The 23,009-nt window shown below is 67.5% G+C and carries 25 protein-coding genes and 1 tRNA gene; 18 read left to right on the forward strand and 8 right to left on the reverse strand.

Annotation, left to right across the window (positions count from 1 at the left end):
* Positions 1-11: 11 nt before the first annotated feature.
* The 5 genes from nuoL (at position 12) to ACTMO_RS0100720 (ending at position 7,786) form a co-directional block, all read left to right on the forward strand.
* A complete protein-coding gene (gene nuoL / locus ACTMO_RS0100700; protein ID WP_019852729.1) occupies positions 12-1,982 on the forward strand; it encodes an NADH-quinone oxidoreductase subunit L in 1,971 nt (656 codons plus the stop codon).
* 52 nt (positions 1,983-2,034) lie between these two features.
* Positions 2,035-3,618 (forward strand): complex I subunit 4 family protein, encoded by a 1,584-nt coding sequence (locus ACTMO_RS0100705; RefSeq protein ID WP_019852730.1) that lies wholly within the window; start codon positions 2,035-2,037, stop codon positions 3,616-3,618.
* 71 nt (positions 3,619-3,689) lie between these two features.
* The gene (nuoN, locus tag ACTMO_RS0100710; protein ID WP_051099134.1) at positions 3,690-5,264 is read left to right on the forward strand and encodes an NADH-quinone oxidoreductase subunit NuoN; all 1,575 of its coding nucleotides are present in this window, start codon (positions 3,690-3,692) and stop codon (positions 5,262-5,264) included.
* A gap of 47 nt (positions 5,265-5,311) precedes the next feature.
* On the forward strand, positions 5,312-6,349 hold the full coding sequence (locus tag ACTMO_RS0100715; protein ID WP_245555982.1) for a polyprenyl synthetase family protein: 1,038 nt from the start codon (positions 5,312-5,314) through the stop codon (positions 6,347-6,349).
* Positions 6,350-6,436: 87 nt separating this feature from the next.
* A complete protein-coding gene (locus tag ACTMO_RS0100720) occupies positions 6,437-7,786 on the forward strand; it encodes a sunset domain-containing protein (RefSeq protein WP_019852733.1) in 1,350 nt (449 codons plus the stop codon).
* 23 nt (positions 7,787-7,809) lie between these two features.
* Here the strand turns inward: ACTMO_RS0100720 and ACTMO_RS0100725 are convergent, their stop codons facing one another.
* Positions 7,810-8,250, reverse strand: coding sequence for an Lrp/AsnC family transcriptional regulator (locus tag ACTMO_RS0100725; RefSeq protein ID WP_026448740.1), 441 nt, complete (start codon positions 8,248-8,250; stop codon positions 7,810-7,812).
* A gap of 74 nt (positions 8,251-8,324) precedes the next feature.
* Between ACTMO_RS0100725 and ddaH the strand changes: the two genes are divergently transcribed.
* Positions 8,325-9,197, forward strand: a complete 873-nt coding sequence (gene ddaH / locus ACTMO_RS0100730; RefSeq protein WP_026448741.1) for a dimethylargininase — start codon at positions 8,325-8,327, stop codon at positions 9,195-9,197.
* Between the two features lie 115 nt (positions 9,198-9,312).
* Here ddaH and ACTMO_RS0100735 read toward each other — a convergent pair whose 3' ends face one another.
* Positions 9,313-10,200: a YceI family protein gene (locus ACTMO_RS0100735; protein ID WP_019852736.1), complete on the reverse strand. Its 888-nt coding sequence runs from the start codon at positions 10,198-10,200 to the stop codon at positions 9,313-9,315.
* A gap of 424 nt (positions 10,201-10,624) precedes the next feature.
* On the opposite strand from ACTMO_RS0100735, the gene htpX reads away from it, so the two are divergent.
* On the forward strand, positions 10,625-11,494 hold the full coding sequence (gene htpX, locus ACTMO_RS0100740; protein WP_019852737.1) for a zinc metalloprotease HtpX: 870 nt from the start codon (positions 10,625-10,627) through the stop codon (positions 11,492-11,494).
* A gap of 16 nt (positions 11,495-11,510) precedes the next feature.
* Here htpX and rfbA read toward each other — a convergent pair whose 3' ends face one another.
* Together rfbA and ACTMO_RS0100750 are read right to left on the reverse strand one after the other, a co-directional pair.
* Complete coding sequence (gene rfbA, locus ACTMO_RS0100745) at positions 11,511-12,401, reverse strand: glucose-1-phosphate thymidylyltransferase RfbA (RefSeq protein WP_026448742.1); 891 nt, start codon at positions 12,399-12,401, stop codon at positions 11,511-11,513.
* A gap of 70 nt (positions 12,402-12,471) precedes the next feature.
* Positions 12,472-12,963 (reverse strand): YajQ family cyclic di-GMP-binding protein, encoded by a 492-nt coding sequence (locus tag ACTMO_RS0100750; RefSeq protein ID WP_019852739.1) that lies wholly within the window; start codon positions 12,961-12,963, stop codon positions 12,472-12,474.
* A 126-nt stretch (positions 12,964-13,089) separates the two neighbouring features.
* Between ACTMO_RS0100750 and ACTMO_RS0100755 the strand changes: the two genes are divergently transcribed.
* Positions 13,090-13,171: transfer RNA gene (locus ACTMO_RS0100755), tRNA-Tyr, on the forward strand.
* 211 nt (positions 13,172-13,382) lie between these two features.
* Here the strand turns inward: ACTMO_RS0100755 and ACTMO_RS0100760 are convergent.
* Positions 13,383-13,574 (reverse strand): DUF397 domain-containing protein, encoded by a 192-nt coding sequence (locus tag ACTMO_RS0100760; RefSeq protein WP_019852740.1) that lies wholly within the window; start codon positions 13,572-13,574, stop codon positions 13,383-13,385.
* A gap of 13 nt (positions 13,575-13,587) precedes the next feature.
* Positions 13,588-14,457 carry a helix-turn-helix domain-containing protein gene (locus tag ACTMO_RS0100765; RefSeq protein WP_157062757.1) on the reverse strand — a complete coding sequence of 290 codons (870 nt, stop codon included), beginning with the start codon at positions 14,455-14,457 and terminating at the stop codon, positions 13,588-13,590.
* A 546-nt stretch (positions 14,458-15,003) separates the two neighbouring features.
* On the opposite strand from ACTMO_RS0100765, the gene ACTMO_RS0100770 reads away from it, so the two are divergent.
* From ACTMO_RS0100770 to ribD, 10 genes are all read left to right on the forward strand, one after another.
* Positions 15,004-15,258 (forward strand): hypothetical protein, encoded by a 255-nt coding sequence (locus tag ACTMO_RS0100770; RefSeq protein ID WP_245555985.1) that lies wholly within the window; start codon positions 15,004-15,006, stop codon positions 15,256-15,258.
* A complete protein-coding gene (locus tag ACTMO_RS0100775) occupies positions 15,242-15,592 on the forward strand; it encodes a hypothetical protein (RefSeq protein ID WP_019852743.1) in 351 nt (116 codons plus the stop codon). The genes ACTMO_RS0100770 and ACTMO_RS0100775 overlap by 17 nt, the downstream gene beginning before the upstream one ends.
* A 714-nt stretch (positions 15,593-16,306) precedes the next feature.
* Positions 16,307-16,465: a hypothetical protein gene (locus ACTMO_RS23205; RefSeq protein WP_019852744.1), complete on the forward strand. Its 159-nt coding sequence runs from the start codon at positions 16,307-16,309 to the stop codon at positions 16,463-16,465.
* Between the two features lie 59 nt (positions 16,466-16,524).
* Entirely contained in the window at positions 16,525-16,848 is a 324-nt protein-coding gene (locus ACTMO_RS0100790) for a hypothetical protein (RefSeq protein WP_157062758.1), read from the forward strand.
* Positions 16,849-17,096: 248 nt separating this feature from the next.
* Complete coding sequence (locus tag ACTMO_RS23840) at positions 17,097-17,219, forward strand: hypothetical protein (RefSeq protein WP_019852746.1); 123 nt, start codon at positions 17,097-17,099, stop codon at positions 17,217-17,219.
* A 64-nt stretch (positions 17,220-17,283) separates the two neighbouring features.
* Positions 17,284-18,282 (forward strand): radical SAM protein, encoded by a 999-nt coding sequence (locus tag ACTMO_RS0100800; RefSeq protein ID WP_019852747.1) that lies wholly within the window; start codon positions 17,284-17,286, stop codon positions 18,280-18,282.
* A 4-nt stretch (positions 18,283-18,286) separates the two neighbouring features.
* Complete coding sequence (locus ACTMO_RS0100805; RefSeq protein WP_019852748.1) at positions 18,287-18,580, forward strand: PqqD family protein; 294 nt, start codon at positions 18,287-18,289, stop codon at positions 18,578-18,580.
* A 33-nt stretch (positions 18,581-18,613) separates the two neighbouring features.
* A complete protein-coding gene (gene lysX, locus ACTMO_RS0100810; RefSeq protein ID WP_019852749.1) occupies positions 18,614-20,113 on the forward strand; it encodes a bifunctional lysylphosphatidylglycerol synthetase/lysine--tRNA ligase LysX in 1,500 nt (499 codons plus the stop codon).
* A gap of 9 nt (positions 20,114-20,122) precedes the next feature.
* Positions 20,123-20,479: a MazG nucleotide pyrophosphohydrolase domain-containing protein gene (locus ACTMO_RS0100815; protein ID WP_019852750.1), complete on the forward strand. Its 357-nt coding sequence runs from the start codon at positions 20,123-20,125 to the stop codon at positions 20,477-20,479.
* A 170-nt stretch (positions 20,480-20,649) separates the two neighbouring features.
* Positions 20,650-21,501: a bifunctional diaminohydroxyphosphoribosylaminopyrimidine deaminase/5-amino-6-(5-phosphoribosylamino)uracil reductase RibD gene (ribD, locus tag ACTMO_RS21790; RefSeq protein ID WP_342670116.1), complete on the forward strand. Its 852-nt coding sequence runs from the start codon at positions 20,650-20,652 to the stop codon at positions 21,499-21,501.
* A 222-nt stretch (positions 21,502-21,723) separates the two neighbouring features.
* Here ribD and ACTMO_RS0100825 read toward each other — a convergent pair whose 3' ends face one another.
* A complete protein-coding gene (locus ACTMO_RS0100825) occupies positions 21,724-21,936 on the reverse strand; it encodes a hypothetical protein (protein ID WP_019852752.1) in 213 nt (70 codons plus the stop codon).
* An 89-nt stretch (positions 21,937-22,025) separates the two neighbouring features.
* Positions 22,026-23,006 carry a hypothetical protein gene (locus ACTMO_RS0100830; RefSeq protein ID WP_019852753.1) on the reverse strand — a complete coding sequence of 327 codons (981 nt, stop codon included), beginning with the start codon at positions 23,004-23,006 and terminating at the stop codon, positions 22,026-22,028.
* Positions 23,007-23,009: the final 3 nt, after the last annotated feature.

Below are 23,009 nucleotides of genomic sequence, written 5' to 3' on the forward strand. Positions count from 1 at the left end.
TGACGACTTCCATGCTGGCCGCTCCGGAGCCGGTGCAGACGGCCCAGGGGGCGATTCAGAACAACGCGTGGCTGATCATCGCGGTCCCGTTGCTCGGTGCGGCGGTGCTGCTGCTGGCGGGCAGACGCGCCAACGGGTGGGGACACCTGCTGGGCTGCGCCACGGTGATCGCCTCCTTCGGGTACTCCCTGGCCCTGTTCGCCTCGGTGACCGGAGAGGGACCGCCGGCGCGGTCGCTGCACCTGTTCTCCTGGATCCCGGTCAACGCCCTGCAGGTCGACTTCGGACTGCGGATCGACCCGCTGTCGCTGGTGTTCGTGCTGCTGATCACCGGTGTCGGCGCGCTGATTCACATCTACTCGATCGGCTACATGGCCCACGACCAGCAGGGGCGCACCGGCGGCGCGAACACCGAACGCCGCCGGTTCTTCGGCTACCTGAACCTGTTCGTCGCGGCGATGCTGGTCCTGGTGCTCGGCAACAGCTTCGTGACCCTGTACCTGGGCTGGGAGGGCGTGGGGCTGGCCTCCTACCTGCTGATCGGTTTCTGGCAGCAGCGTCCCTCGGCGGCGGGAGCAGCCACCAAGGCCTTTGTCATGAACAGGGTCGGCGACGTGGGACTGGCGTTGGCGATCTTCCTGATGTTCGCCCATCTCGGCACCACGCAGTACGCCGAGGTCTTCGCCCGCGCCGGTGAACTGCCCTCGGGAGCGCTGCTGGCCGTGACCCTGTTGCTGTTGCTCGGCGCCTGCGGCAAGTCCGGCCAGGTGCCGTTGCAGGCCTGGCTGCCCGACGCCATGGAGGGCCCCACTCCGGTGTCGGCCCTGATCCACGCCGCGACGATGGTCACCGCCGGGGTGTACCTGATCGCCAGGGCCAATCCGCTCTACAGTCTCACCGGCACGGGGCAGCTGGTCGTCGCCCTGGTCGGGGCGGTCACCCTGCTGGTCGGCTGCGTGATCGGCTGCGCCTACGACGACATCAAGAAGGTGCTCGCCTACTCCACGGTCAGCCAGATCGGTTACATGATGCTGGCGGTGGGGCTCGGTCCGGCCGGGTACGCGCTGGGGATCATGCACCTGCTCACCCACGGCTTCTTCAAGGCCGGGCTGTTCCTCGGCGCCGGGTCGGTCATGCACGGCATGAACGACGAGGTGAACATGCGCCGTTTCGGCGGGTTGTACCGCCACATGCCGATCACCTTCGTCACCTTCGGCCTGGGCTACCTGGCGCTGATCGGTTTCCCCTTCCTGTCCGGGTACTACTCCAAGGAGGCCATCATCGTGGCCGCCTTCGGCGAACCCGGCTGGCGGGGCTGGGTGTTCGGCGGGGCCGCGGTGCTCGGTGCCGGGCTGACCGCCTTCTACATGACCCGGCTGATGCTGATGACCTTCTTCGGCGAGCGCCGCTGGGAGAACCGCACCACGGCGGACGGCCGGAGTTTCCACCCGCACGAGTCGCCGCCGGTCATGACCGGACCCATGATCGTGCTCGCCGTCGGTTCGGTGGCGGCCGGTTTCGTGTTCACCAGTGGGGACCGGCTGGTGCGTCTGCTGGAGCCCACACTCGGGCAGCTGCACGAGGGGCACGCGGTGCTGCCGCACTCGGTGATACCGGTGCTGACCCTGGGACTCTCCGCGCTGGGCGTGCTGTCGGCCTGGCTGGTGGTGGGGCGTCGCCCCGTGCCGGAGGCCCGGCCCCAGCGGGTCTCGCCGCTGGTCCGCGCCGCCCGCGCCGACCTGTACGGCAACGCGCTGAACCACGCGGTGGCGGTGCGTCCGACCGTGGGGCTGGCGAACGGACTGTCCCGTTTCGACCGGGCCGGTGTGGACGGTGCGGTCAACGGCCTGGCCCTGACGCTCGGCGCGACCTCGCGGGTGCTGCGCAGGTGGCAGACGGGCTTCGTCCGCTCCTACGCGATGTCCATGTTGCTCGGCGGTGTCCTGCTGGTCGCCGCACTGATGTCGGTGGGGACCCTGTGACGGTGGCCCGCCGCTCGAACTCTCGCGAAACTGCCGGAGAAGAGGGGACGCGATGAACCTGCTCCTCGCGCTGATCCTGCTGCCGCTGCTCGGCGCGGTCGTCGTCGCGCTGACACGGGGCAACGAGCCCGCGGCCAAGTGGACCGCGTTGGGGTTCGCGCTACTCGAACTCGTGCTCGCCGCCGCGGCGTGGGGGGTCTACGAACCGGGTGCCGCGCGCCTGCAACTGGCCGGTTCGGTGGACTGGATCCCGCGGTACGGGGTGAGCCTCTCGTTCGGACTGGACGGGATCGCGCTCGTCATGGTCGCGGTGATCGCGCTGCTCATGCCCCTGGTGCTGGGCTTCAGCTGGAACGAGCGACTGCCCGACGGACGTGGCCGCGGTGGCTTCTTCGCGCTGCTGCTGCTGCAACAGGCCCTGACGGTGGCGGTGTTCGCGGCCACCGACCTGTTCCTGTTCTACGTGCTGTTCGAGCTCATGCTGATCCCGATGTACTTCCTCATCGGCGGCTACGGGGGACAGCGACGCCGCTACGCCGCGGTGAAGTTCTTCCTGTACTCCTTCCTCGGTGGACTGATCATGCTGGCCTCCGCGATCGGTGCCTACACCTACGCGGCCAGCACGACCGGGGTCGGCACCTTCGACTGGGCGACGCTGCGCGGAGTGCTCTCCGAGGCCCCCCTGGAGGTCCAGGTGTGGGTGTTTTTCGGGTTCTTCGTCGCGTTCGCGGTCAAGGCCCCGCTGGTTCCGCTGCACACCTGGCTGCCCGACGCGGCACAGCAGGCGCCGGTGGGGGTGCTGGTGCTGGTGGTCGGCGTGCTCGACAAGGTGGGGACCTTCGGTTTCCTGCGCTACAGCCTGCCGCTGACCCCCGATGCCTCCCGGATGCTGGCTCCGCTGGTGCTGACCCTGGGTGTGGTCGGGGTGCTCTACGGCTCGTTGCAGGCGTTGGGCCAGACCGACCTGAAGCGGCTGCTGGCCTACGTCTCCATCGCGCACTTCGGCTTCATCGCCCTGGGGATCTTCGCGTTCACCTCGCAGGCCCAGGTGGGGGCGGCCTCGTACATGGTCAACCACAGCATCGCCACCGGAATGCTGGTGCTGGTGGTCGGGATGATCATCGCCCGGGGCGGTTCCACCAGCATCGCCGACTACGGCGGCATGGCCCGGATCACCCCCTTGCTCGGGGGGATGCTGCTGGTGGCGGGACTGAGCACGCTCTCGCTTCCGGGCACGAACTCGTTCGTCAGCGAGTTCCTCGTGCTGCTCGGCTCCTTCACCACCAGGCCGGTGTACACGGTGCTGGCCACGGTGGGGCTGGTGCTGGCGGCGGCCTACGTGCTGCGGCTCTACCAGCGGGTGATGCAGGGCCCGCCCTCCGGGACGGCCGTGCTGGACACGCTCGGCGGTCCCGGTGCCGCCACCGACCCGGAGTCGGCCGTGGACGGCGGGAACCGGACGACACCGCGCGACCTCGACGGCAGGGAGATCGGGGTGCTGGCCCCGCTGGTGGTGCTGGTGCTGTTCCTCGGCCTCTATCCGGCGCCGATGCTGGACGTGATCACGCCGTCGGTGGAGGCAACCATGAGCGAGGTCGGCGTTACCGATCCCGTGACCTCGCAGGGAGGTAACTGACAGTGGGAGTGCTGACGCAATCGCAGACCGCGCCGCTCGGCGGCGGCCGGGTGCTGGCCCAGTCCGCCGAGATGCCCCAGATCGACTACGGGGCGGTGGCTCCCCTGCTGATCGTGTTCGGGGCCGCCTGCCTCGGCGTGCTCGTCGAGGCCTTCGCTCCCGCGCACCGGCGGTGGTCGGTCCAGGTGGGACTGACGTTGCTGGCCGTGCTGCTCGCGGGGGTGTTCCTGGGCATGCACGCCCAGGAGATCAACACCGGGGCGACCACGTTGGCGGGCACCCTGGCGATCGGTCCGGCGGCCCTGTTCCTGTGGGGAACCCTGCTGGCGCTGTCCTTCGGGGCGGTGTTGCTGCTGGCGGACCGTTCGGTGGAGCCGGGCGGGGCCTTCGTCGCCGAGTCGAACACCCTCGCCCGGCCCGGTGAGTCGGCCGGCACGCCGGTGGACGCCCCCGGTGCGGCCTCGGCCGCCGTGATGCAGCGCTCCGCCCCCGGCGGGGTGGGGATGCGGACCGAGGTGTTCCCGCTGGCGCTGTTCTCGCTCGGCGGGATGATGGTGTTCTGCGCCGCCAACGACCTGCTCACGATGTTCGTGGCACTGGAGGTGCTCAGTCTGCCGCTGTACCTGCTCTGCGGGCTGGCCAAGCGGCGCAGGCTGCTGTCCCAGGAGGCGGCGGTCAAGTACTTCCTGCTCGGGGCCTTCGCCTCGGCGTTCTTCCTGTACGGGCTGGCGCTGCTGTACGGCTACTCCGGATCGGTGCGGCTGTCCGAGATCGCGGCGGCCACGGCGGGCAGCCTGCGTTCGGACACCCTGCTGTTCGCCGGTCTCGGTCTCGTGGTGATGGGACTGTTGTTCAAGGGCTCGGTCGCCCCGTTCCACCTGTGGACCCCGGACGTCTACCACGGGGCGCCGACGGCGGTCACCGGATTCATGGCCGCCTGCACCAAGGTCGCCGCCTTCGGCGCGCTGCTGCGGCTGCTGCACGTGGCCTTCCAGGCCTCCAGCTGGGAGTGGCACTGGGTGCTCTGGACGGTGGCGGTGGTCTCCATGGTGGTCGGCGTGGTGCTGGGGCTGACCCAGCAGGACGTCAAACGCATGATCGCCTACTCGTCGATCGCCCATGCGGGATTTCTCATGGTCGGTTCCATCACGTTGACCGAGCGTGGGCTGGCGGCCACGTTGTTCTACCTGCTCGCCTACGGTTTCACCACCCTGGCCGTGTTCGGCCTGCTCGGGTTGGTACGTACCTCGGAGGGTGAGGCCACCCGGATGTCCGACTGGGCCGGGCTGGCCAGGCGTTCGCCCCTGGTGGCCGCGGTGTTCACCTTCCTGCTGCTCGCCCTGGCGGGCATCCCGGCCACCAGCGGTTTCATGGGCAAGTTCGTCGTGTTCTCGGCGGCCTTCTCCGCCGGTATGGGCCCGCTGGTGGTGATCGCCCTGCTGGCCAGCGCGCTGGCCGCCTACCTCTACATCCGTCTCGTCGTGCTGATGTTCTTCCACGAGCCGGATCCCGAGGGGCCGACGGTCAGCGTGCCGGGGCCGTTCACCACGGCGGCCGTCACCCTGGGCGTGGTGGTGACCCTGCTGCTCGGGGTGGTTCCGATGCTGGCGCTGGACTGGGCGAGTGTCGGTGGCTTCGTGTCGTAGGGTGTCCCTCGCAGAGCATGTTCGGGGGAGACGAAGGCGACGGTGACGTGACCAGCCCAGTTGGTGATCCGACGAACGGTGCGCCGTGGGAAGCGGCCACCGTGGTCGGCGGTTTCGACATAGCCGATTCGACACTCGCGGAGTCGGTGCGCGGGGGGATGAGCCGGGTCGAGCGTCTGCTGCACGAGGCGGTGGAAAGCGACCTGGACTTCGCCACCCGCGCATCGCTGCATCTCGTCGACGCCGGCGGCAAGAGGTTCCGTCCGTTGTTCACGCTGCTCAGCGCGGAGTTCGGCGAGTCGGACCGGGAAGCCGTCATCACGTCGGCGGCCGTGCTCGAAATGGTGCACCTGGCCACGCTCTACCACGACGACGTGATGGACGAGGCCACGATGCGTCGGGGTGCGACCAGCGCCAACGCCAGGTGGAACAACTCGGTGGCCATCCTCACCGGCGACTTCCTCTTCGCCCAGGCCTCCCGGATGGCCGCGGACCTCGGCGGTGACGCGGTGCGCACCCTGGCCCGCACCTTCGAGGCACTGGTGACCGGCCAGATGCGCGAGACCGTGGGGCCCGATGCGGGGGAGGACCGTGTCGAGCACTACCTCGAAGTGATCTACGAGAAGACGGGCTCGCTGATCGCGACCTGCGGGCGTTTCGGGGCGTCCTTCTCCGGGGCCGATCCCGAGCAGGTCGCGGTGCTGGAGAACGTCGGCAAGATCGTCGGCACCGCCTTCCAGATCTCCGACGACATCATCGACATCGCCTCCCCACCCGACGAGTCCGGCAAAACCCCGGGCACGGATCTTCGGGAAGGGGTCCGTACGCTGCCGATGCTGTACGAGCTGACCGCTCCTGGCGGGGACCCCCGGTTGCGGGAGTTACTGGCGGGCACCCTCGACGAGGACGAGGACGTCCAGGAGGCGTTGCGGCGGTTACACGACTCGGTGGGGCTGAAACGGGCCCGCGCGGCTCTGGACGACTACGCGGCCAGGGCCAACGAGGAGATCGCCGGGCTGCCCGACGTGCCTGCCCGCCGGGCGCTCTACGCGCTGGTCGACTACGTGGTGGCCCGCACCCGGTGACCCGCCGCACGCCTCCGGCTACCGCGAACGGGGGCAACGCGGTCATACTCGTGGCCCGGCAGCGTCGCGAGAGAAAGGACGACAGCGGTGACGTGGCTGTTTACCCAGGTCTGGCTGTGGAGCTTCGCCGGGTTCCTGTGCGGCGTGCTGCTGACCTGGATGCTGTTCGTCCGTCCCGCCCACCAGCGGCTGCGTGCGCTGTGGGAACGGCTCTCCACGGTCGACCGGTCCCCGCCGGAGACCGCCGCCGAGCGGACCTCGGAACTTCCCGAGCAGGACACGGACACCGCCGTGTGGGACCTGCTGGACACCGACGAGGAGGGCACCGTGCCCGCCGCGGACCGGCCCTTCCGGACGTCGGCGCCCGCCGCGCAGCCGGAGGAGTGGCCCACCGAACGGGTCCTTTCCGAGGAGCAAACCCCGGACCCACGGGTGCGGGGGAGCTGGATGCGCCGGGCGCAGCGGGACTTCGGTGGTGAGGTCTTCGCCGCCGAGGGCGCGGACACCCGCCCCGGGGTCACCGCCGTGGACGACACCGACTCCGTCGCCGGGGCTTCCGCCCCGGGGCAGGGGGACGAACTGACTCCGGAACACCACCGGGAGACCTCCTCGCGGCAGCGTCGTGACGACCTCCCCGAGGAGCCCTGGGCCGAGGCACCCTCGGCTCCCGCCGAGCTGGCCCCGGGGGCAGAGTTCTCCGCACCCGGTGAGAACACGTGGTTCACCGCCACCGACTTCGACATGTACGACACCGACAGCCCGGACCGGCGGCAGTACGAGTCCGCCGAGACCGACACCTCCCCCCGGTGGAGCGAGCGCCCTTCCGGGGCGGAGAGCCCGGCGGGGCAACCGTCCTCCGCCACACGCCCCGCCGGGGAGGAGCCGCAGACGGAGGGGGAGCTCACCGGCAGGCTGCGGTCGCTGTTCGAGCCGCTGTCCACCCCCGGGATCTCCCCGGACCAGCAGGGGGCGGAGCTGCCGCCCACCACCTCCGAACAGCGGGAGCACCCGGTGGACGAGCCGGAGAAGGACGGGACCCCCGGCGACGGGAGTGCGAACGCCTCGGGGGAGGGCACCGCGGGCGCGGAGCTGCCCCGCCGCGTGCCGGGCAGCTCCACCCGCCCGGGCACTCCTCCCCGCGCGCGCCCGGTCATGGCCGGACGCGTCCCGCACTCGGAGGAGGCCCCCGCGCGGACTTCCCGGGAGTCCACCGAGGAGGGGGGAAACCCGCCGCAGGAGTGGTACCCCGACGAGGAGCACCCCGAGCGGCAACGGCCGGACGAGAGCTACACGGTCAAGGGGCAGTTCGCCTCGCGGCAGTACCACACCCCCGACTCGCCGTACTTCGAGCACGTGGTCGCCGAGGTCTGGTTCCGCACCGCCGCCGACGCGGAACAGGCCGGGTTCGAGGCCTGGGACGGGCAGCGGCGGGGCTGAGGGCGGAGCCACTCCGGTGGGGTTCAGGCCTGGGGTGGGCGGTCGAGCAGCCGGGACAGCACCACGGTGGAGACCGTCCTGTTGATGAACTCCACCCCGCGCAGCCGCTCCAGGGCGGTCTCCAGGTGGTGGATGTCGGCGGCGCGCAGGTGCACGATCGCGTCGGCCTCGCCGGAGACCGTGTAGGCCCGCACCACCTCGGGCAGCGGTTCCAGCCCGGCCAGCAGCCTGTCCGTGGGGACGTTTCCGTGGCAGTGCACCTCGACGAAGGCCTCGGTCCCCCAGCCGAGGGCCTCCGGGTCCACCACGGCGGTGAACCCCTGGAGGATGCCGGTGTCCAGCAGTTTGTCCACCCGCCGTTTGACGGCCGGGGCCGACAACCCCACCTGTTGGCCGATCTCGGCGTAGCTGGCTCGGGCGTCGGTGACCAGCTGCGAAACGATTCGTTGGTCCAAAGGGTCCATGTGCAACATTCTGCCGTATTCACCGCAACAAAGACGCATTGAATACTGTCTGAGCAGCGATTAGATTGCGAATCATGTCGGTGTCTGCTGTCGCTGCTCCCCAGTTCGTCCCGCGGCACGACGAGGGCGAGAAAGTCGCCACCCGTCGGCACTACGTGATGTGCCCGCCCGAGTACTTCACCGTGGAGTACTCCATCAACCCGTGGATGGACCCGGACACCCCGGTGGACACCGAACTGGCCATGTCCCAGTGGCAGCGGCTCAGGGACATCTACCTCCGGCTGGGGCACACCGTCGACGTCGTGCCCGCCCAGCCCGGACTGCCGGACATGGTGTTCGCGGCCAACTCCGGCACCGTCATCGGCGGAAAGGTCCTCGGCGCCCGCTTCCGCACCGACGAGCGAGCCCCCGAGGCGGAACACTTCCGCCGCTGGTTCTCCACCAACGGCTACCGAGACCTGGTGATGCCCTCCAGCGTCAACGAGGCCGAGGGCGACTTCGCCTGGACCGGGAGTCTGCTGCTGGCGGGCAGCGGGTTCCGCACGGACCCGGGCGCGCATCCCGAGGCCCAGGAGGTGCTGGGGGTGCCCGTGGTCTCGCTCAGACTGGTCGATCCGCGCTACTACCACCTGGACACCGCGCTGTTCGTGCTGAACAAGGGCGAGCACCCCCGGGTGGCCTACTACCCGGAGGCCTTCTCCGCCGGTTCGCAGCAGGTGCTGCGCAGGCTCTTCCCCGACGCGGTGATCGCCGACGCGTCCGACGCCGAGTGCCTCGGGCTGAACGGGGTCTCCGACGGCAGGAACGTGGTGCTGCCGCGCGAGGCCACCGGTCTGGCCCGCAGCCTGGAGAAGCGCGGTTACGAGCCGGTGCTGACCGACGTCTCGGAGCTGCGCAAGTCCGGCGGCGGACCGAAGTGCTGCACAATGGAATTGCACGCCGAGTGAGTCGCCGCCGCGCGGCGGAAACGGTGTTCACCCGCCCGGCCGGTGCGTGCCCGCGGCGGGGTCGTGCACGGCTGGGCTGGGTGCCGGGGCGCCCGCGCGCCCCGGCACCGCGTGCTCACTCCTCCAGCACGGCCTGGATGTCCAGCTCCACCCGCACGGTGGGCCCGACCACCCCGATGCCCTTGCTCAGCAGCTGCTGCCAGTTGACCGAGAAGTCCTCCCGGCGCAGCTCGGTGGTGCAGTGGCAGGCCGCGCGGGTCCCGTTCCAGCTTCTGGTGCCGAGATAGGTGGTGTCCAGCACCACGGGGCTGGTGGTGCCCCGCAGGCTGAGGTTGCCCGTGACCTGCCAGCGGTCGCCGCGCACCTGGGTGAGCCGGTCGCTGCGGAAGTACAGCTTCGGGTGGTTGGCCACGTCCAGGAAGTCCGCCGAGCGCAGGTGCTCGTCCCGCATCCGTACGCCGGTGTCGATGCTGGCGGCGTCGATGGCGACCTCCACGCGGGAGTCCTCGAAGGGATCGCGCACCAGCACGCGGCCCTCCACGTCCCGGAAGGCACCGTGGATCTTCGACATGCCGATGTGCTGGGCGATGAACCGGATCTCGGTGTGGTCCGGGTCGAAGGTCCACACCCCCGGTTCTGGCAGCGTGCTCTCGGGGTCGCGCCGCAGCTGCACCGCCCCGATGGGGGTGTGCCTGTTGGTGCGGACCTCCACCCGGGTCCCCAGCCGCTGGTAGCCGCCCGCGGTCACCGAGACCTTGTGCTGGCCGGGAGGGACGGTGGCCAGGAAGAAGCCGTACCCGTCGGTGCTTCCCACCGCGACCTGCTGGTTCAGCCGGTTCACCACGGTGACGGTGGCCTCGGGAAGCGGGCGTTCCGCCTCGTCGTGCACCTGGCAGCTCAGCGTTCCCCCGTCGAGGGGGGTGGGCGGCAGCGCCCCCGTGGCCGCCCCGCCCGGTTTCCGAGTGCGGTTGTGACCGAGTTGACGCAGTTTGGACAAGATCATTCGGGAAGAGTCCTCTCCGCCGTTCGCCGTACGGCGCTCGGCAGCAGTACGCAGGAGTCCGTTCGTCAGCTCGTGGACACGATCCCGTGACGTGCGTTCACGACGGACGAACCCGTGGTTGATCAGCCAGTTTAGTTCGCGCGCAAGAGGATGCACGCACGGTGGTTCCGACAGCGGTGATCGACGGAGGGCACGTGTGACGTATTCGTCGTGCCGCCCTGCGGAACTGGACGAGCCGCGGCTACGTTGACCGGGTGAGTTCTCCGCGAGATCTCCGGGTCGGGACGCGCCTCCCGGACGCCGGGCGGGGCACCGCGAAGGCCGTGTCGGGGCCCGCGACCGCACCGGTTCCCGGAGGCCAGGGAGCGCTCCGGAACAGGGTCCTCGCCGAACGGTTCGACATCCGGACGAAGGCGGTAGCACAGTGCACAGGCAGTGGAACGGAGTCAAGACGGCGCTCCTGCTGGGAGGCATGAGCGCGCTCATCGTGATGGTCGGGGCGCTGTTCGGGCGGTTCGGCATGGTCGTGGCCCTGCTGATCGCGCTGGGCATGAACGGCTACGCCTACTTCAACTCGGCCAAGCTCGCACTGCGTTCGATGCGGGCCCGCCCGGTCTCGGAGGCGGAGCAGCCGACGATGTACCGGATCGTCCGCGAACTGGCCACCGCGGCCAAGCAGCCGATGCCCGCGCTGTACGTCAGCCCCACCAGGGCCCCCAACGCCTTCGCCACCGGCCGTAACCCGCGCAACGCGGCGGTGTGTGCCACGGCGGGGATCCTGGAGTTGCTGGACGAACGCGAGCTGCGGGCGGTGCTGGGCCACGAGCTCTCCCACGTGTACAACCGCGACATCCTGATCTCCAGCGTCGCCGGTGCGCTGGCCAGCGCGGTGACCTTCCTGGCCAACTTCGGGATCTTCTTCGCCGGTGCCGGCGGGGACGACGAGGACGGTCCCGGTCTCGGGACGATGCTGCTGGTCTCCCTGCTGGGTCCGATAGCGGCGGCGGTGATCCAGATGGCGGTGAGCCGTTCCCGCGAGTACCAGGCCGACGCCTCGGGGGCCGAACTCACCGGGGATCCGCTGGGGCTGGCCTCGGCGCTGCGCAAACTGGAGCGTGGCACCCAACAGGCCCCGCTCGCCGCGGAGCCGGGGCTGGTCAGCGAGTCCCACCTGATGATCGCGAACCCGTTCCGCCCCGGTGAGCGCATGGCGCGGATGTTCTCCACCCACCCGCCGATCTCCGACCGGGTGCAGCGGCTGGAGGGGATGGCCGGACGCAGGCTGCCCCACTGACAGTTCCCGGGGCGGTTCAGTTCCCCGGGGCGGTCTCGGCGAAGCCACGGGCCACCTCCATGACGTAGTGCCCGTAGCCGGACTTGGCCAGCCCCCGGCCCAGCTCATAGCACTGCTCGGCGGAGATGTAGCCCATCCGCAGCGCGATCTCCTCCAGACAGGCGATGCGCACCCCCTGGCGGTTTTCCAGGACCTGGACGAACTGGCCCGCCTCCAGCAGGGACTCGTGGGTGCCGGTGTCCAGCCAGGCGTAGCCGCGTCCGAGTTCGGTCATCCGGGCTCGGCCCGCTCGCAGGTACTCCGCGTTGACGTCGGTGATCTCCAGTTCCCCCCGGGCCGAGGGGCGCAGGGAGCGGGCTATCTCCACGACCTCGTTGTCGTAGAGGTACAGGCCGGTGACGGCCTTGTTCGAGCGGGGATGGCTGGGTTTCTCCTCGATGGAGACCAGCCGCCCCTCGGAGTCGGTCTCCCCGACGCCGTAGCGCTGCGGGTCGCGCACCGCGTAGCCGAACAGGGTGCATCCTTCCAGCTCGGCGACGCTGCGCTGTAACAGTTTCGAGAATCCCTGGCCGTAGAAGATGTTGTCGCCCAGCACCAGGGCCACCGAGTCCTCGCCCACGAAGTCGGCGCCGAGCACGAACGCCTCGGCCAGCCCGTTGGGTTCGGGCTGCACGGTGTACTCCATGCGCAGCCCCAGGTGGCTGCCGTCGCCGAACAGCCTGCGGAACAGCGGGAGGTCGCCCGGGGTGGATATCAGCAGGACGTCCCGGATTCCGGCCAGCATCAGCACCGACAGCGGGTAGTACACCATCGGCTTGTCGTAGACGGGCAGCAGTTGTTTGGACACGACCTGCGTGATCGGGTGCAGCCTGGTTCCGCTGCCTCCGGCGAGCACGATCCCCTTCACACCGTTCCTTCCCGTGGACAGCAGGTTCGGGCCCGTCCCGCCCGGGGGGCGGAGGCGGGCGATCACGGTGTCAACGATAGTTCTCGAACTGCAGGGCCACCCCGAAGTCGCTGTTGTTCAGCAGGGAGATCACATCCTGGAGATGGTCCTTCTTCTTGCCGGAGACCCGCAGCTGGTCGCCCTGGATCTGGGCCTGTACGCCCTTGGGGCCCTCGTCCCGGATCTTCTTGGAGATCTTCTTGGCGGTGTCCTGGTCGATGCCCTGCTTGAGGGTGCCGCTGGCCCGGTGGACCTGTCCGGAGCGGGTGGGCTCGCCCATGTCCAGCGCCTTCAGCGAGACGCCGCGTTTGACGAGCTTCTCCTTGAAGACGTCGATGGCCGCCTTGCAGCGTTCCTCGGTCTCGGACTCCAGGGTTACGGCGTCCTGCCCGGACCAGCTGATCGCGGTGCCGGTGCCCCGGAAGTCGAAGCGGGTCGCCAGTTCCTTGGCCGCCTGGTTCAGCGCGTTGTCCACCTCCTGGCGGTCGACCTTGCTCACGACGTCGAACGACGGGTCCGCCATGCTCGGTTCCTTCTCACCTGGGGTAGGGATGGTGCCCGGACACGCTACCTCCCCCCGTTGCGAGGGCGCGCGCGCCGATGTGTATGATTTCGGTGCAAGCCAACGAAGGGTGGCTTGCGGACAAAAGCCGGGTTGCCCGAGCGGCCAAAGGGAGCTGACTGTAAATCAGCCGCGTTATGCTTCAGAGGTTCGAATCCTCTACCCGGCACACTGGGATAACCGCCCCCTGACCTGCGAAGACAGGACAGGGGGCGGTTTTGCGTGTCGGACACATCCACACACCGGGTGTGTTCTGAACCACACACGTTCATAGTGTTCCGGCCTCGGACGGTCTCGGAACGTTTTGCTACGCAGTGCGCTATGTTCAGCTATGAGCCCCGGACGTAGCCATCACGGCTGGCTATGTCCGGGGAGGAGCATCAGTAGCTGGACTTGATCGCGCCGAGGAACGCTCCCCACTGGTCTTCAGTGAAGATGAGCGTGCCACCGTCGCGGTCCTTGGTGTCACGAACGCCGACCACGTTCGTGGCGTTGCCGACCTCGACGCAGTTGCCGGTGTTGCCGCTGTAGCTCGACGTGCGCCAAGTGAAATGCTGTACGTCCGTAAGCATGTCGAACCTTTCATCAGGGGTGGTTGTAGCTGCGCCTCACCTTATCGATGAGGTCGCGTGATTCGTCTTCAGGCAGTGCTGCGTTGCGGAGGCGTTGGTAGGCGGTCGCGTAGGTCTGGATGACTGAGTTCTCTTCGGGGTAGTTCGCTCCGGCCACGTCCTCGACGTAGGCCATAACACCGGTTGAATCCAAGCGCAAGAGCACGAACGCTGCCTTGGCTATGTACGCCTCGTCGTGATTCGGCGTTGACTTGGGCCGAAACGGGAGAACATGCAGGCTCACGTGCGGCAGCTCTGAAAGCTCGTTCAAGTGTGTGAGCTGCTGGTGCATGATCGCGTCACCCCCGATGACGCGATGAAGTGCCGTCTCTTGCAGCACGACACTGACCTTGGGAGCGTCCTCTTTGGTGAGTACGGCTTTCCGGTTCATCCTCGTCTTGACCTGCTGTTCGAGCTCCTGAGTCGAAGCGAGTGGGTATCCCGCTCGCAGCAGGACACGCGCGTAGTCCTCGGTTTGCAGCAGACCGGTCACGATCTCACTCTCGTAGATGGAGAGTTCGGTGGCTTCGGACTCCATCACCAGGAAACGCCGGAACCAGTCGGGAACGCTGTCCCGGTAGGTACCCTTCTTGCGCGGCTTCGGCACCGCAGCCAGACGTAGCGCTTCCGCTGTCTGGGCGTCGTCAGCACCGTAGTGCTCCAGCAGGGCACTGACCTCATCGGACTTGATGGCCTGCTTGCCGTTCTCCATCTTGGAGATCTTGGCCGTGGAACATCCCAGATGCTCAGCGGCGTCGGAAGCGGTCAGGTCCGCCTCCTCCCGAAGTCGTCGCAGCAGGATCCCCAACTGGATCAGCACGACCTGTGGATCGTCTGTAGCCACCCGTACCTCCTCATCTACGCAGTGAACATAGTGCTCACTCCGCAATAGACGATCGTACCTAATAGTGTGTTGTCAACGCGAAACTTTCGCGATAGTGTTCGATCTTGAAGAGAGGGTAGTTGCGACGATACTTTGCGTGAACAGCTCTTCTGCGTCGGGGTCTTCCCAGCGGCGTTGGGTGTCGAAGCAGCTACACGAACGCAGAGACAGTTCCGTCGGACAACGTGTCTGACGGGATGAGAGAGCAGGTGAGGTACATGGATACGGATGTTCGGGCTGAGCTTGGGCGGCATCACCCGGTATGAGGCTCTTGGATTTCTGACCGTTCGTTCGGTGGCGGCCACCACCGAACGAACAGCCCTTCCCCCGTCCCTGTGGTTGGAAGCCTGGACGTGGGGTAACTCCCTCAGCCGTTTCTACTGAAGTGGAGCGTTGCTCATGCTAGCGCTGTGTGCAAGACGCGTGTTCCCGCGTCGGCGATCCCTGCGCCACCACCACCCTGCGCTGGGGGTGGTGTGAGTGCGGCCGTTGTATCCGCGGAGTCCGGTGTTTCTGGTGCGGGCCCCCATCGAGGCCGACCACCGGTGGGGGCAGACACCCCGGCTGCACGCGCTCGAACACCACCCGGCCAGCTACTCGGATTCCTGGGTGTTGACGTTGTGTCTGGTGCGGCTCGAGCTGGCCACCATCACCGACATCACCGGGCCGGATGCCGAGCCTGAGGTGTGTGCCCCGTGTTGTTACACGATCGCGGTGGCCGGCTTCCGGGGGCGGGTGGTGACCCATGCCGTGGCCGAGTGAGTCCCGCTGCCGCTTCGTGGTGGGGGTGGATTCCCGAATCATCCACGCCACCGGTATGCAACGACGTGCCGAATGCGCCCGGGCCGGGCGCGGGCTGCTGGCCTGCTTCTGCGGGGTTCGCATCCGGCTGCCGCAGTCTCCCCCGCAACGGATCGTGCCGGGCTGGCACCACTACTGCCCGGTGTGTACCCGGTATCTGATCGCGGCCACCGCACACCCGTCGAGCCCCCGGCAGGTCTACGAACCCTGGTTGTGCGAGCTGGCCGCGCTGGGCGGGGCCGTCGCTACGAGGGAAGCAGAGGAGGAACAGTGCTCTTTTCCGTCCTCACAGTGATCCTGCGGCTGGCGTTCGGGAGGCGTGGTGTCCGAGTCCGAGATCGCGGTGCTGCTGCTGGCGGTGTTGGCCCTGCTGCTGGCACGGCTGGCCTGGGGCCCCACCCGGTAACCATCAGCGGCAGGAACGCCTGGTTCGCCAGCATGTATGAGGCCCAGTGGCACGCTTGCCCGCTCAACACCGAGGCCGCGGACAGTCTTCGAGCTCTGTGCGGGCATCGTGCCCGACACGGCCCGTTCCGCGGTCGAGCCAGCCCCGCACCGCCCGAGGACGAAGATGGCCGGTCGGTCTGCGGGCCGTGCCTGCACGCGATCGGCTATCTCCCGCCGCGTGTGCACCGATTGCGTCCCGTGCGCGTCGAAGACGACCCAGCTCCGAGCTGGCCCACCCGCGATCCCGACGACCCTGATGAGCCGGGGGATGCCCCCGCCAGCCCATACCTGGCGGGAACCGGTCACCGGACCACCGCAGTGGGACGTCACCGCCGCGCGGCCTGAACGACAACGCACGCCCGCCGCTGACCGCTTGACTCCGGCGGGTGTGCGCACCGGCCCCCGGCACAACGGCGTGCCAGGGGCCGTCCCACATCCGGTGCTGTGCCGTGATCACCGCCCCCCGCTCGGCACGGCACCACCCCGGCCGGGTGCTCCAAAACAGGGGTCCCGCGCCACCCGGCCGGGACGTTCCGTTCGAAAGCACTTTCCAAGGACTGAGATGATCAAGAGGTTAGTACTCATCCTGCTTCAAGCACTGGTGACGGTGGGACCGGTCTTCTACCTCGGCTATTGCACCGGGCTGAACGCCTCACTCGGCTATCCGCCGTGGCAACCGGACATCACCACTCTCGTCGTGATCGAACGCCTCATTCACTAGAACAGTGCCCTGCATGATCCCTGGCCGGTGATTCCCTACTCGGTGGAAGGAAACCTCCTATGTCCACTCGGTCTCCGGTGACCACGATCGTGCTGCGCGAGTGTGCCGGGATCGGCTTGGCCGTGGCCGGTTTCGCCTACAGCGGCTGGGTCACCACACTCACCATCGCCGACCTCCTCTCACACCTCACCCACCCCGAAGACCTCCGGCTCGAACTCCACGCGTTCCTCGCCACCCTGGATTGCCTCACCTGGTGGGCAGGCGTGGGCGGACTGCGCCTGGCCGGATGGCGGGTGACTTGGCCCGTGGCCGTCGGCCTGGCACTCACCGCCATCTCCACGATCAAGATGATCGCCGTGGGGGTGATAGGCCACTACGCATAACGGAACATCGCGTGGAATGCCGTCAAAGACGGCAAAGGCGTTCCATCAATTCCGAACACCGAACTCGCACCGAAGATCGGTGTCACGTTATTCTGCCCAAAAGAACGCTCGAACATTGGAAGCGAAAAGAATCCATCGGGCGAAGTGAACACGAATGGGGGTATAGTTCACGTATTTTCTTTGGTGAACTGGATGCCGGGGAGTTTCCTCCCCGGTTTGTTTGCTTATCACACGAAAAGGAGTGTCCAATGCACGAGGAAAGCGAGCCGAGCGAGCGCCCTGCCGTTGTGGCGACCTTTTCCAAGGAGGACCTGGTCAATGATCTTCCCGAGGTCGTGACGCCGCACATTCACACTGTGCAGAATAGTTGACGAACGGTGTTTCCCAACCCCGCCTCTGGCGGGGTTGGGTCTCCGAACGGATTGGGAACGCACCATGCGCTACAACACTCTGGGAATCCAGGTCACCAACACCTGCAACATGGCCTGTCCGCACTGCATCACCGACTCGTCACCGTCTGCGCGGGGTGATCTGGACTGGGACGAGATCGAGCGGGCCATCCGCTCGGCGGCATCGCATGTGGACGGTATCTGCGTCACCGGAGGCGAGCCGCTGCTCAAACGCGAGCTCACTTTCGGCATCATCCGATTGACCCGTGAACTCGGGTTGCGCAGTTCGATGGTCACCAATGGCTACTGGTCACGCACCAGGCAGACCGCGGAACGGATCATGGGCGAACTGGACGCGGCCGGACTCGACAAACTCGCGGTCTCCTACGACCAGTTCCACGACCGGCTGGTCAGTCCCGTTTCGCTGGAGCAGCTCGTCCAGGCAGGGGCAGCAACCTCGATGGAACTGCAAATCCAGTACTGCGGTGCTCGACAAGACACGGCCTACCACACCGCCCGTGACGTGGCCGACCGCTACGACATCGAGCTGACCACGGCCGAGGTGCTGCCGTTCGGGCGCGGGCGCGACCTCGTAGCAGCACCAGTGACCAACGATGTCGATGCCGTGCCGAACGAACCCTGTGGGGTAGTCACCCGGCCCGTGCTGACCCCGGAAGGAGAGCTGTTCACCTGTTGTGGACCAGCCCGTGACGCTGACAGCACCTCCCCGCTGCGACTTCCCGCAGCCTCGGGAACCGAGGTGGGAGACGCCCTCGGCTCAGGAGAGACGTCGTCGATCCTGAACGTGATCCATAACCACGGCCCACGCTCCCTGCTGGACCAGCTTTCCGAGGAGACCCGTGCCCGCGTGACCGAGAACCTGCGGGACACCTCGATGTGCTCGCTGTGCCGTGCCATCACCGACGACCGTGAGGCGGTCGCCGAACTCAACGCGTCCCTAGCCTCCGAGCAGTACCGCCACGTGGCCTTGGCTGCCGTCCTACGGCAGACCCAAGACACCCTCACCACCGACACCGAAAGGTAGCACCATGCGTCCCGATGCCCGACCGTGTCAAACTCCCGTCACCACCTCACCAGCAGGGACACAGTGGGTCCTCATTCCCGACAGTGACGAGGCGGCTGTCGTCGTCGTCAACGACACGGGATACCGAGTCCTGGCCCAGTGCGACGGCACCCGGTCCCTGCGGGAGATCACCGAGACCATCGCTGTTGGTACGAACATCACCGAGAACGAGGTCAGTACCTTCCTCGACCACGTGCACCGCTGCGGACTCGTCACACTCACCGAGCACAGCACACCGTGCTCGCAACGGAGCGGGTAACCGTCCGCACCGCTGGCGAGCTGGATACACTCGATGACCGTGAGTGAGACCAGCGCCGAGTCCTCGAACATGCCCGAACAGGTTCGCGTCAGGCACGACAAGCTCGACCGGATGCACGCGGCCGGGATCAACCCGTACCAGACACGGACCTACCGCAACACCACCGTCGCCGAGGTGCGCCGCCACCACGGGCACCTCGGCCCGGACGAGCACACCGGCACACGAGTGGGCCTAGCGGGCAGGATCATGCTCTCCCGCAACAGCGGCAAACTCTGCTTCGCCACCTTGAGCGAACAATCCGGCGAGATCCAACTCATGCTCTCGCTGGACCGACTCGGAGAACAATCCCTGGCCGACTGGAAATCGGACGTGGATCTGGGGGACCAGATCGGCGTCGAAGGCGAGATCATCACCTCCCGCCGAGGAGAACTGTCCCTGCTGGTCGACCAGTGGTCGTTGTTGGCGAAATGCCTCCACCCCCTGCCGGAAAAACACCACGGCCTGACCGACCCGGAAGCACGACTGCGGCAACGCTACCTGGACCTGCTGGTCAATCCCGACTCACGTGAAATGGCCGTTCGTCGTCCCGCCGCCGTACGCGCACTACGCGACACCCTGCACCAGCAGGGATTCACCGAAGTGGAAACCCCGATGCTGCAACAGGTCCACGGCGGGGCCACAGCACGCCCGTTCATCACCCACATCAACGCCTACGACCTGCGCCTGTACCTACGCATCGCCCCCGAGCTGTACCTGAAACGGCTCGTGGTCGGCGGTATGGAACGGGTTTTCGAGATCAACCGCAACTTCCGCAACGAGGGCGCGGACTCCACGCACAACCCCGAGTTCACGATGTTGGAGTTCTACCAGGCCCACGGCGACTACAACACCGTCGCCGCGCTCACCCGCGAACTGATCCAACACGTCGCTACCAGCGTCTACGGCAGTCCGGTGGTCCGTCGCGGTGACACCGAGATCGACATCAGCGGAGACTGGCCCTGGACGCGACTGCACGAGGCCGTCTCCCACGCTGTCGGTGAGGAAATCGACCCGCACACCGACGCCGATACGCTGAGCAAAATCGCCAGCCGCCTCGACATCTCCCACAACCCCGACTGGGGACCGGGCAAGCTGACCGAAACGCTGTTCGAGGAACTGGTCGAACCCACCCTGGCGCAGCCCACCTTCGTCTACGACTTCCCCACCGAAACCAGCCCCCTCGCCCGACAACACGCCGACGAGCCTCTCCTGACCGAGAAATGGGACCTCATCGGTTTCGGCATGGAAATGGGAACCGGCTTCTCCGAACTCACCGACCCCCGCGAACAACGCCGCCGCCTCACCGAACAGTCTCTGCTCGCTGCGGGCGGCGACACCGAAGCCATGCAACTGGACGAGGACTTCCTTCAGGCATTGGAGTACGGAATGCCACCCACCGGAGGAGCCGGAATCGGCATCGACCGACTCCTCATGGCACTCACCGGACTCGGCATCCGAGAAACCCTCCTCTTCCCCCTCGTCAAACCGAACTGACCCATACCGATGCGACCACTCCCAGCCGAGGCGAGCCTGGCCGAGATCCAGCGCTACGTCGCCGAGATGGAACTCGAACGCGGCTTCGCCGACAGCACCGTGCTGGAGCAGTCCCTCAAACTCGGCGAGGAGTACGGGGAGCTGTGTAAGGCCATCCGCAAAAGCTCCGGCCTCTCGATCGAGGCCGGTTCGGCGACGGGCAACGTCGACGCCGAACTCGCCGACATCCTCATCTACCTCTGTGCCATCGCCAACCGTCTCGACACCGACCTCGACCAAGCCCTACGGGCCAAGGAACGCGTCAACGAGACACGCGTCTGGGACGAGGCTCCGCGAGAACCGGCCACCACCGAGCACCCGGTGTAACCGGAAGTCGCCCGACACCCCGGCACGGACACGGCGCTTTCGTCACCCCACACTCGCCCGAGAAACCAGGACCCCCCGAGTTCACGAACACCTTCGAACCCTGGCCAGCCGAATGCACCGTCATCGCCGTGTCGCCGCTGTCTCCGAGCTGCTAGACCAGCTCCACGACGATCACCACGGTTGAGTGTGAGCGCCGGGCCATGCGCCATGCCATTGCGCTCTCGGCGTTGGGGCACGGTACGACCAGCTCCAACCCGCCTGTGGGATGTGTGGTGTTCGATGAGAACGGCCACGTGCTCGGGCAAGGGTGGCACCGCCGCAAGGGTGAATCGCACGCCGAAGCCCACGCCGTCGCACAGGCGGGCTCCCACGCTCGCGCGGGGACCGCCGTGGTCACCCTCGAACCCTGCTGCCATCACGGCCGCACCCCACCTTGTCACCAGACGCTGATCGATGCGGGAATCGCTCGTGTGGTCATCGCCGTGCTCGACCCGACCTCCCGAGGACGCGGTGGGGCGGCCCTGCCGCGTGAAGCCGGAATCGACGTGACCGTGGGCGTTCTCGCCGACGAAGCCCGTCTCGTACCCGGTCCCTGGCTGACCGCGCTGGATCACCAACGCCCAGTGCTCACCTGGGGCTGCACCCTTACTCCGGAGGGAACCCTGACAGGCAAGCCCACGGTGCTGCCCCGTGAGGTCGACACCCTCGTTCACGACGGCGGAGCCGTACCCGAACCAGGTTCACCGGGCACTGCCACACCACTGGTTTCGTTGCCGCAGGAGCCCCGCCACGCTCTCGACGTGCTGTACCGCTCGGGAACACGAACCGCCGGACTGGCTGTGGCGATGCCACAGGTACGGCCGTACCTGCACGCGGATCTCGTCGACCACATCGAGATCCGTGTCCCGGCCGACATGCCGAGCGCACTCGTGTTCCCCGACGGCTACAGGCTGACCGGGACCGCTCGACTTCCCAAAGGAGTGTGGCTGTCGATGAGCCGCGATGATGACGGAGTAGTGTAGGCCGTCTCAACACCAACACCGGCTTTCAGACCCGTGCTGCGGGTTTCTCCGCCCGCTGTCGCGCGGAGTCAACGCTGTTCAACGTAGACCACCAGTGGTTCGACAACTGGGGGACAGGTCCTGTCGGACCCACAGGTCGGGAACCCTCTTGCGGGGCCACCAAAGAAGACAATGAGGGAACGAACAGCTCCCGTGGCACCGTGAGCAGTTCGTTCGGGTCACTCACGTGTGGTGTCTCCACTCGTCCTTCTCGTCGTGTTCGTTGCGGTGTCGCTGGCGCACCTGGATCGCGTGGTCGGCGACCACCCGGCACTCCGTGAAAACGTGGAACTCGGGTGCCGCACCGACACCACCCGACCGTTCGAGCCGATGCCGACGCTCGTGCTCGGCCCGGGCGACGAGGTTCCGCGTGAGGCTCAGCGTCCAGGTGCGCACCAGCTCGGCGAAACAGACGTTTCCCGGACCAGACCTGTCGGGAAACGTCCTCGGGGACGCGATCGGTGCGCTACGGTCATCCTCCCGCCTCACAGGTCGAACCAGGAGCGCAGGATGCGTGCCGCGATGTCGTGGGTGCGGTTTTCGGAGAACGTGTGGTGGACCCACTCCGGGGCGGCGTTGACCTCCAGGATGGTGACGTTGGTGTCGGGCGGCTTGTGCGGGGCGGCGCACAGCGCGTCGACGGAGAGGATCTTCGTGTCGAAAAGCTTGGCCACGGCTGGTGCCCACTCGTGAAAGCCCGGGTGCAGGTGGTCCGTCACGTCGATCGCGACGCCCCCCTTCGCCAGGTTGGCGGTCCTCGTCAGCCGGACCGTCCGTCCGGCTTCCGGCACGTCGTCCAGCCGGAGGCCCTGTTCCCTCAGGAGATCCTCCGCCTCGGCGTCGATGACGAGCCGGTTGTCCGGGTTGGCGGCGGTGATTTCGGCGCGGTGCTGCTCGACGAGCGTCGCGAGCGTGCTCCGCCCGTCGCCGGTGACGGAGGCGGGCTCGCGGACGCATGCGGCGACCAGTTCGGAGTCGATGAGCTGAAGACGTAGATCCTGGCAGTCGATCTGTTCCTCGATGATCCAGTCCCGGAAGAGGTGTCGCCATCTGTTGATGTGCGTGCTGATGGCTTCCGCGGTGACGAGGTTCGTGCGCACGGCGTCACCGCGCATCCCCGCCCGTGGCTTGACGACCACGGGGGGCTCGCCCAGCGTGGCGAGAGCCTCGGTGGCGAGACGCGGCAGACGACGGCTCTCCCGCGTGTCCCCGTCCCGGGCGGGGTGCTCGAGGTCGCCGGAGGTGAGGGCGACTCCTCGCGGAGTGGTGAACCCCGCCTGGCGGAGCAGGAGTTTCGTGGCGTGTTTGTCCTCGGTGAGGAAGAAGTCACGGGCTCGGAGCTCGTGGTCGTAACGGCCTTCCAGCACGGGGACGGACTTCGTGCCGTGGCTGTAGACCACCAGGTCGACACCGAGCTCCGGCATGCGGTCGTGCACCTCGATTCCCAACTCGGATGCCGCGCGCATGAG

It is taken from the genome of Actinopolyspora mortivallis DSM 44261, from assembly GCF_000384035.1.
Taxonomy (GTDB): domain Bacteria; phylum Actinomycetota; class Actinomycetes; order Mycobacteriales; family Pseudonocardiaceae; genus Actinopolyspora; species Actinopolyspora mortivallis.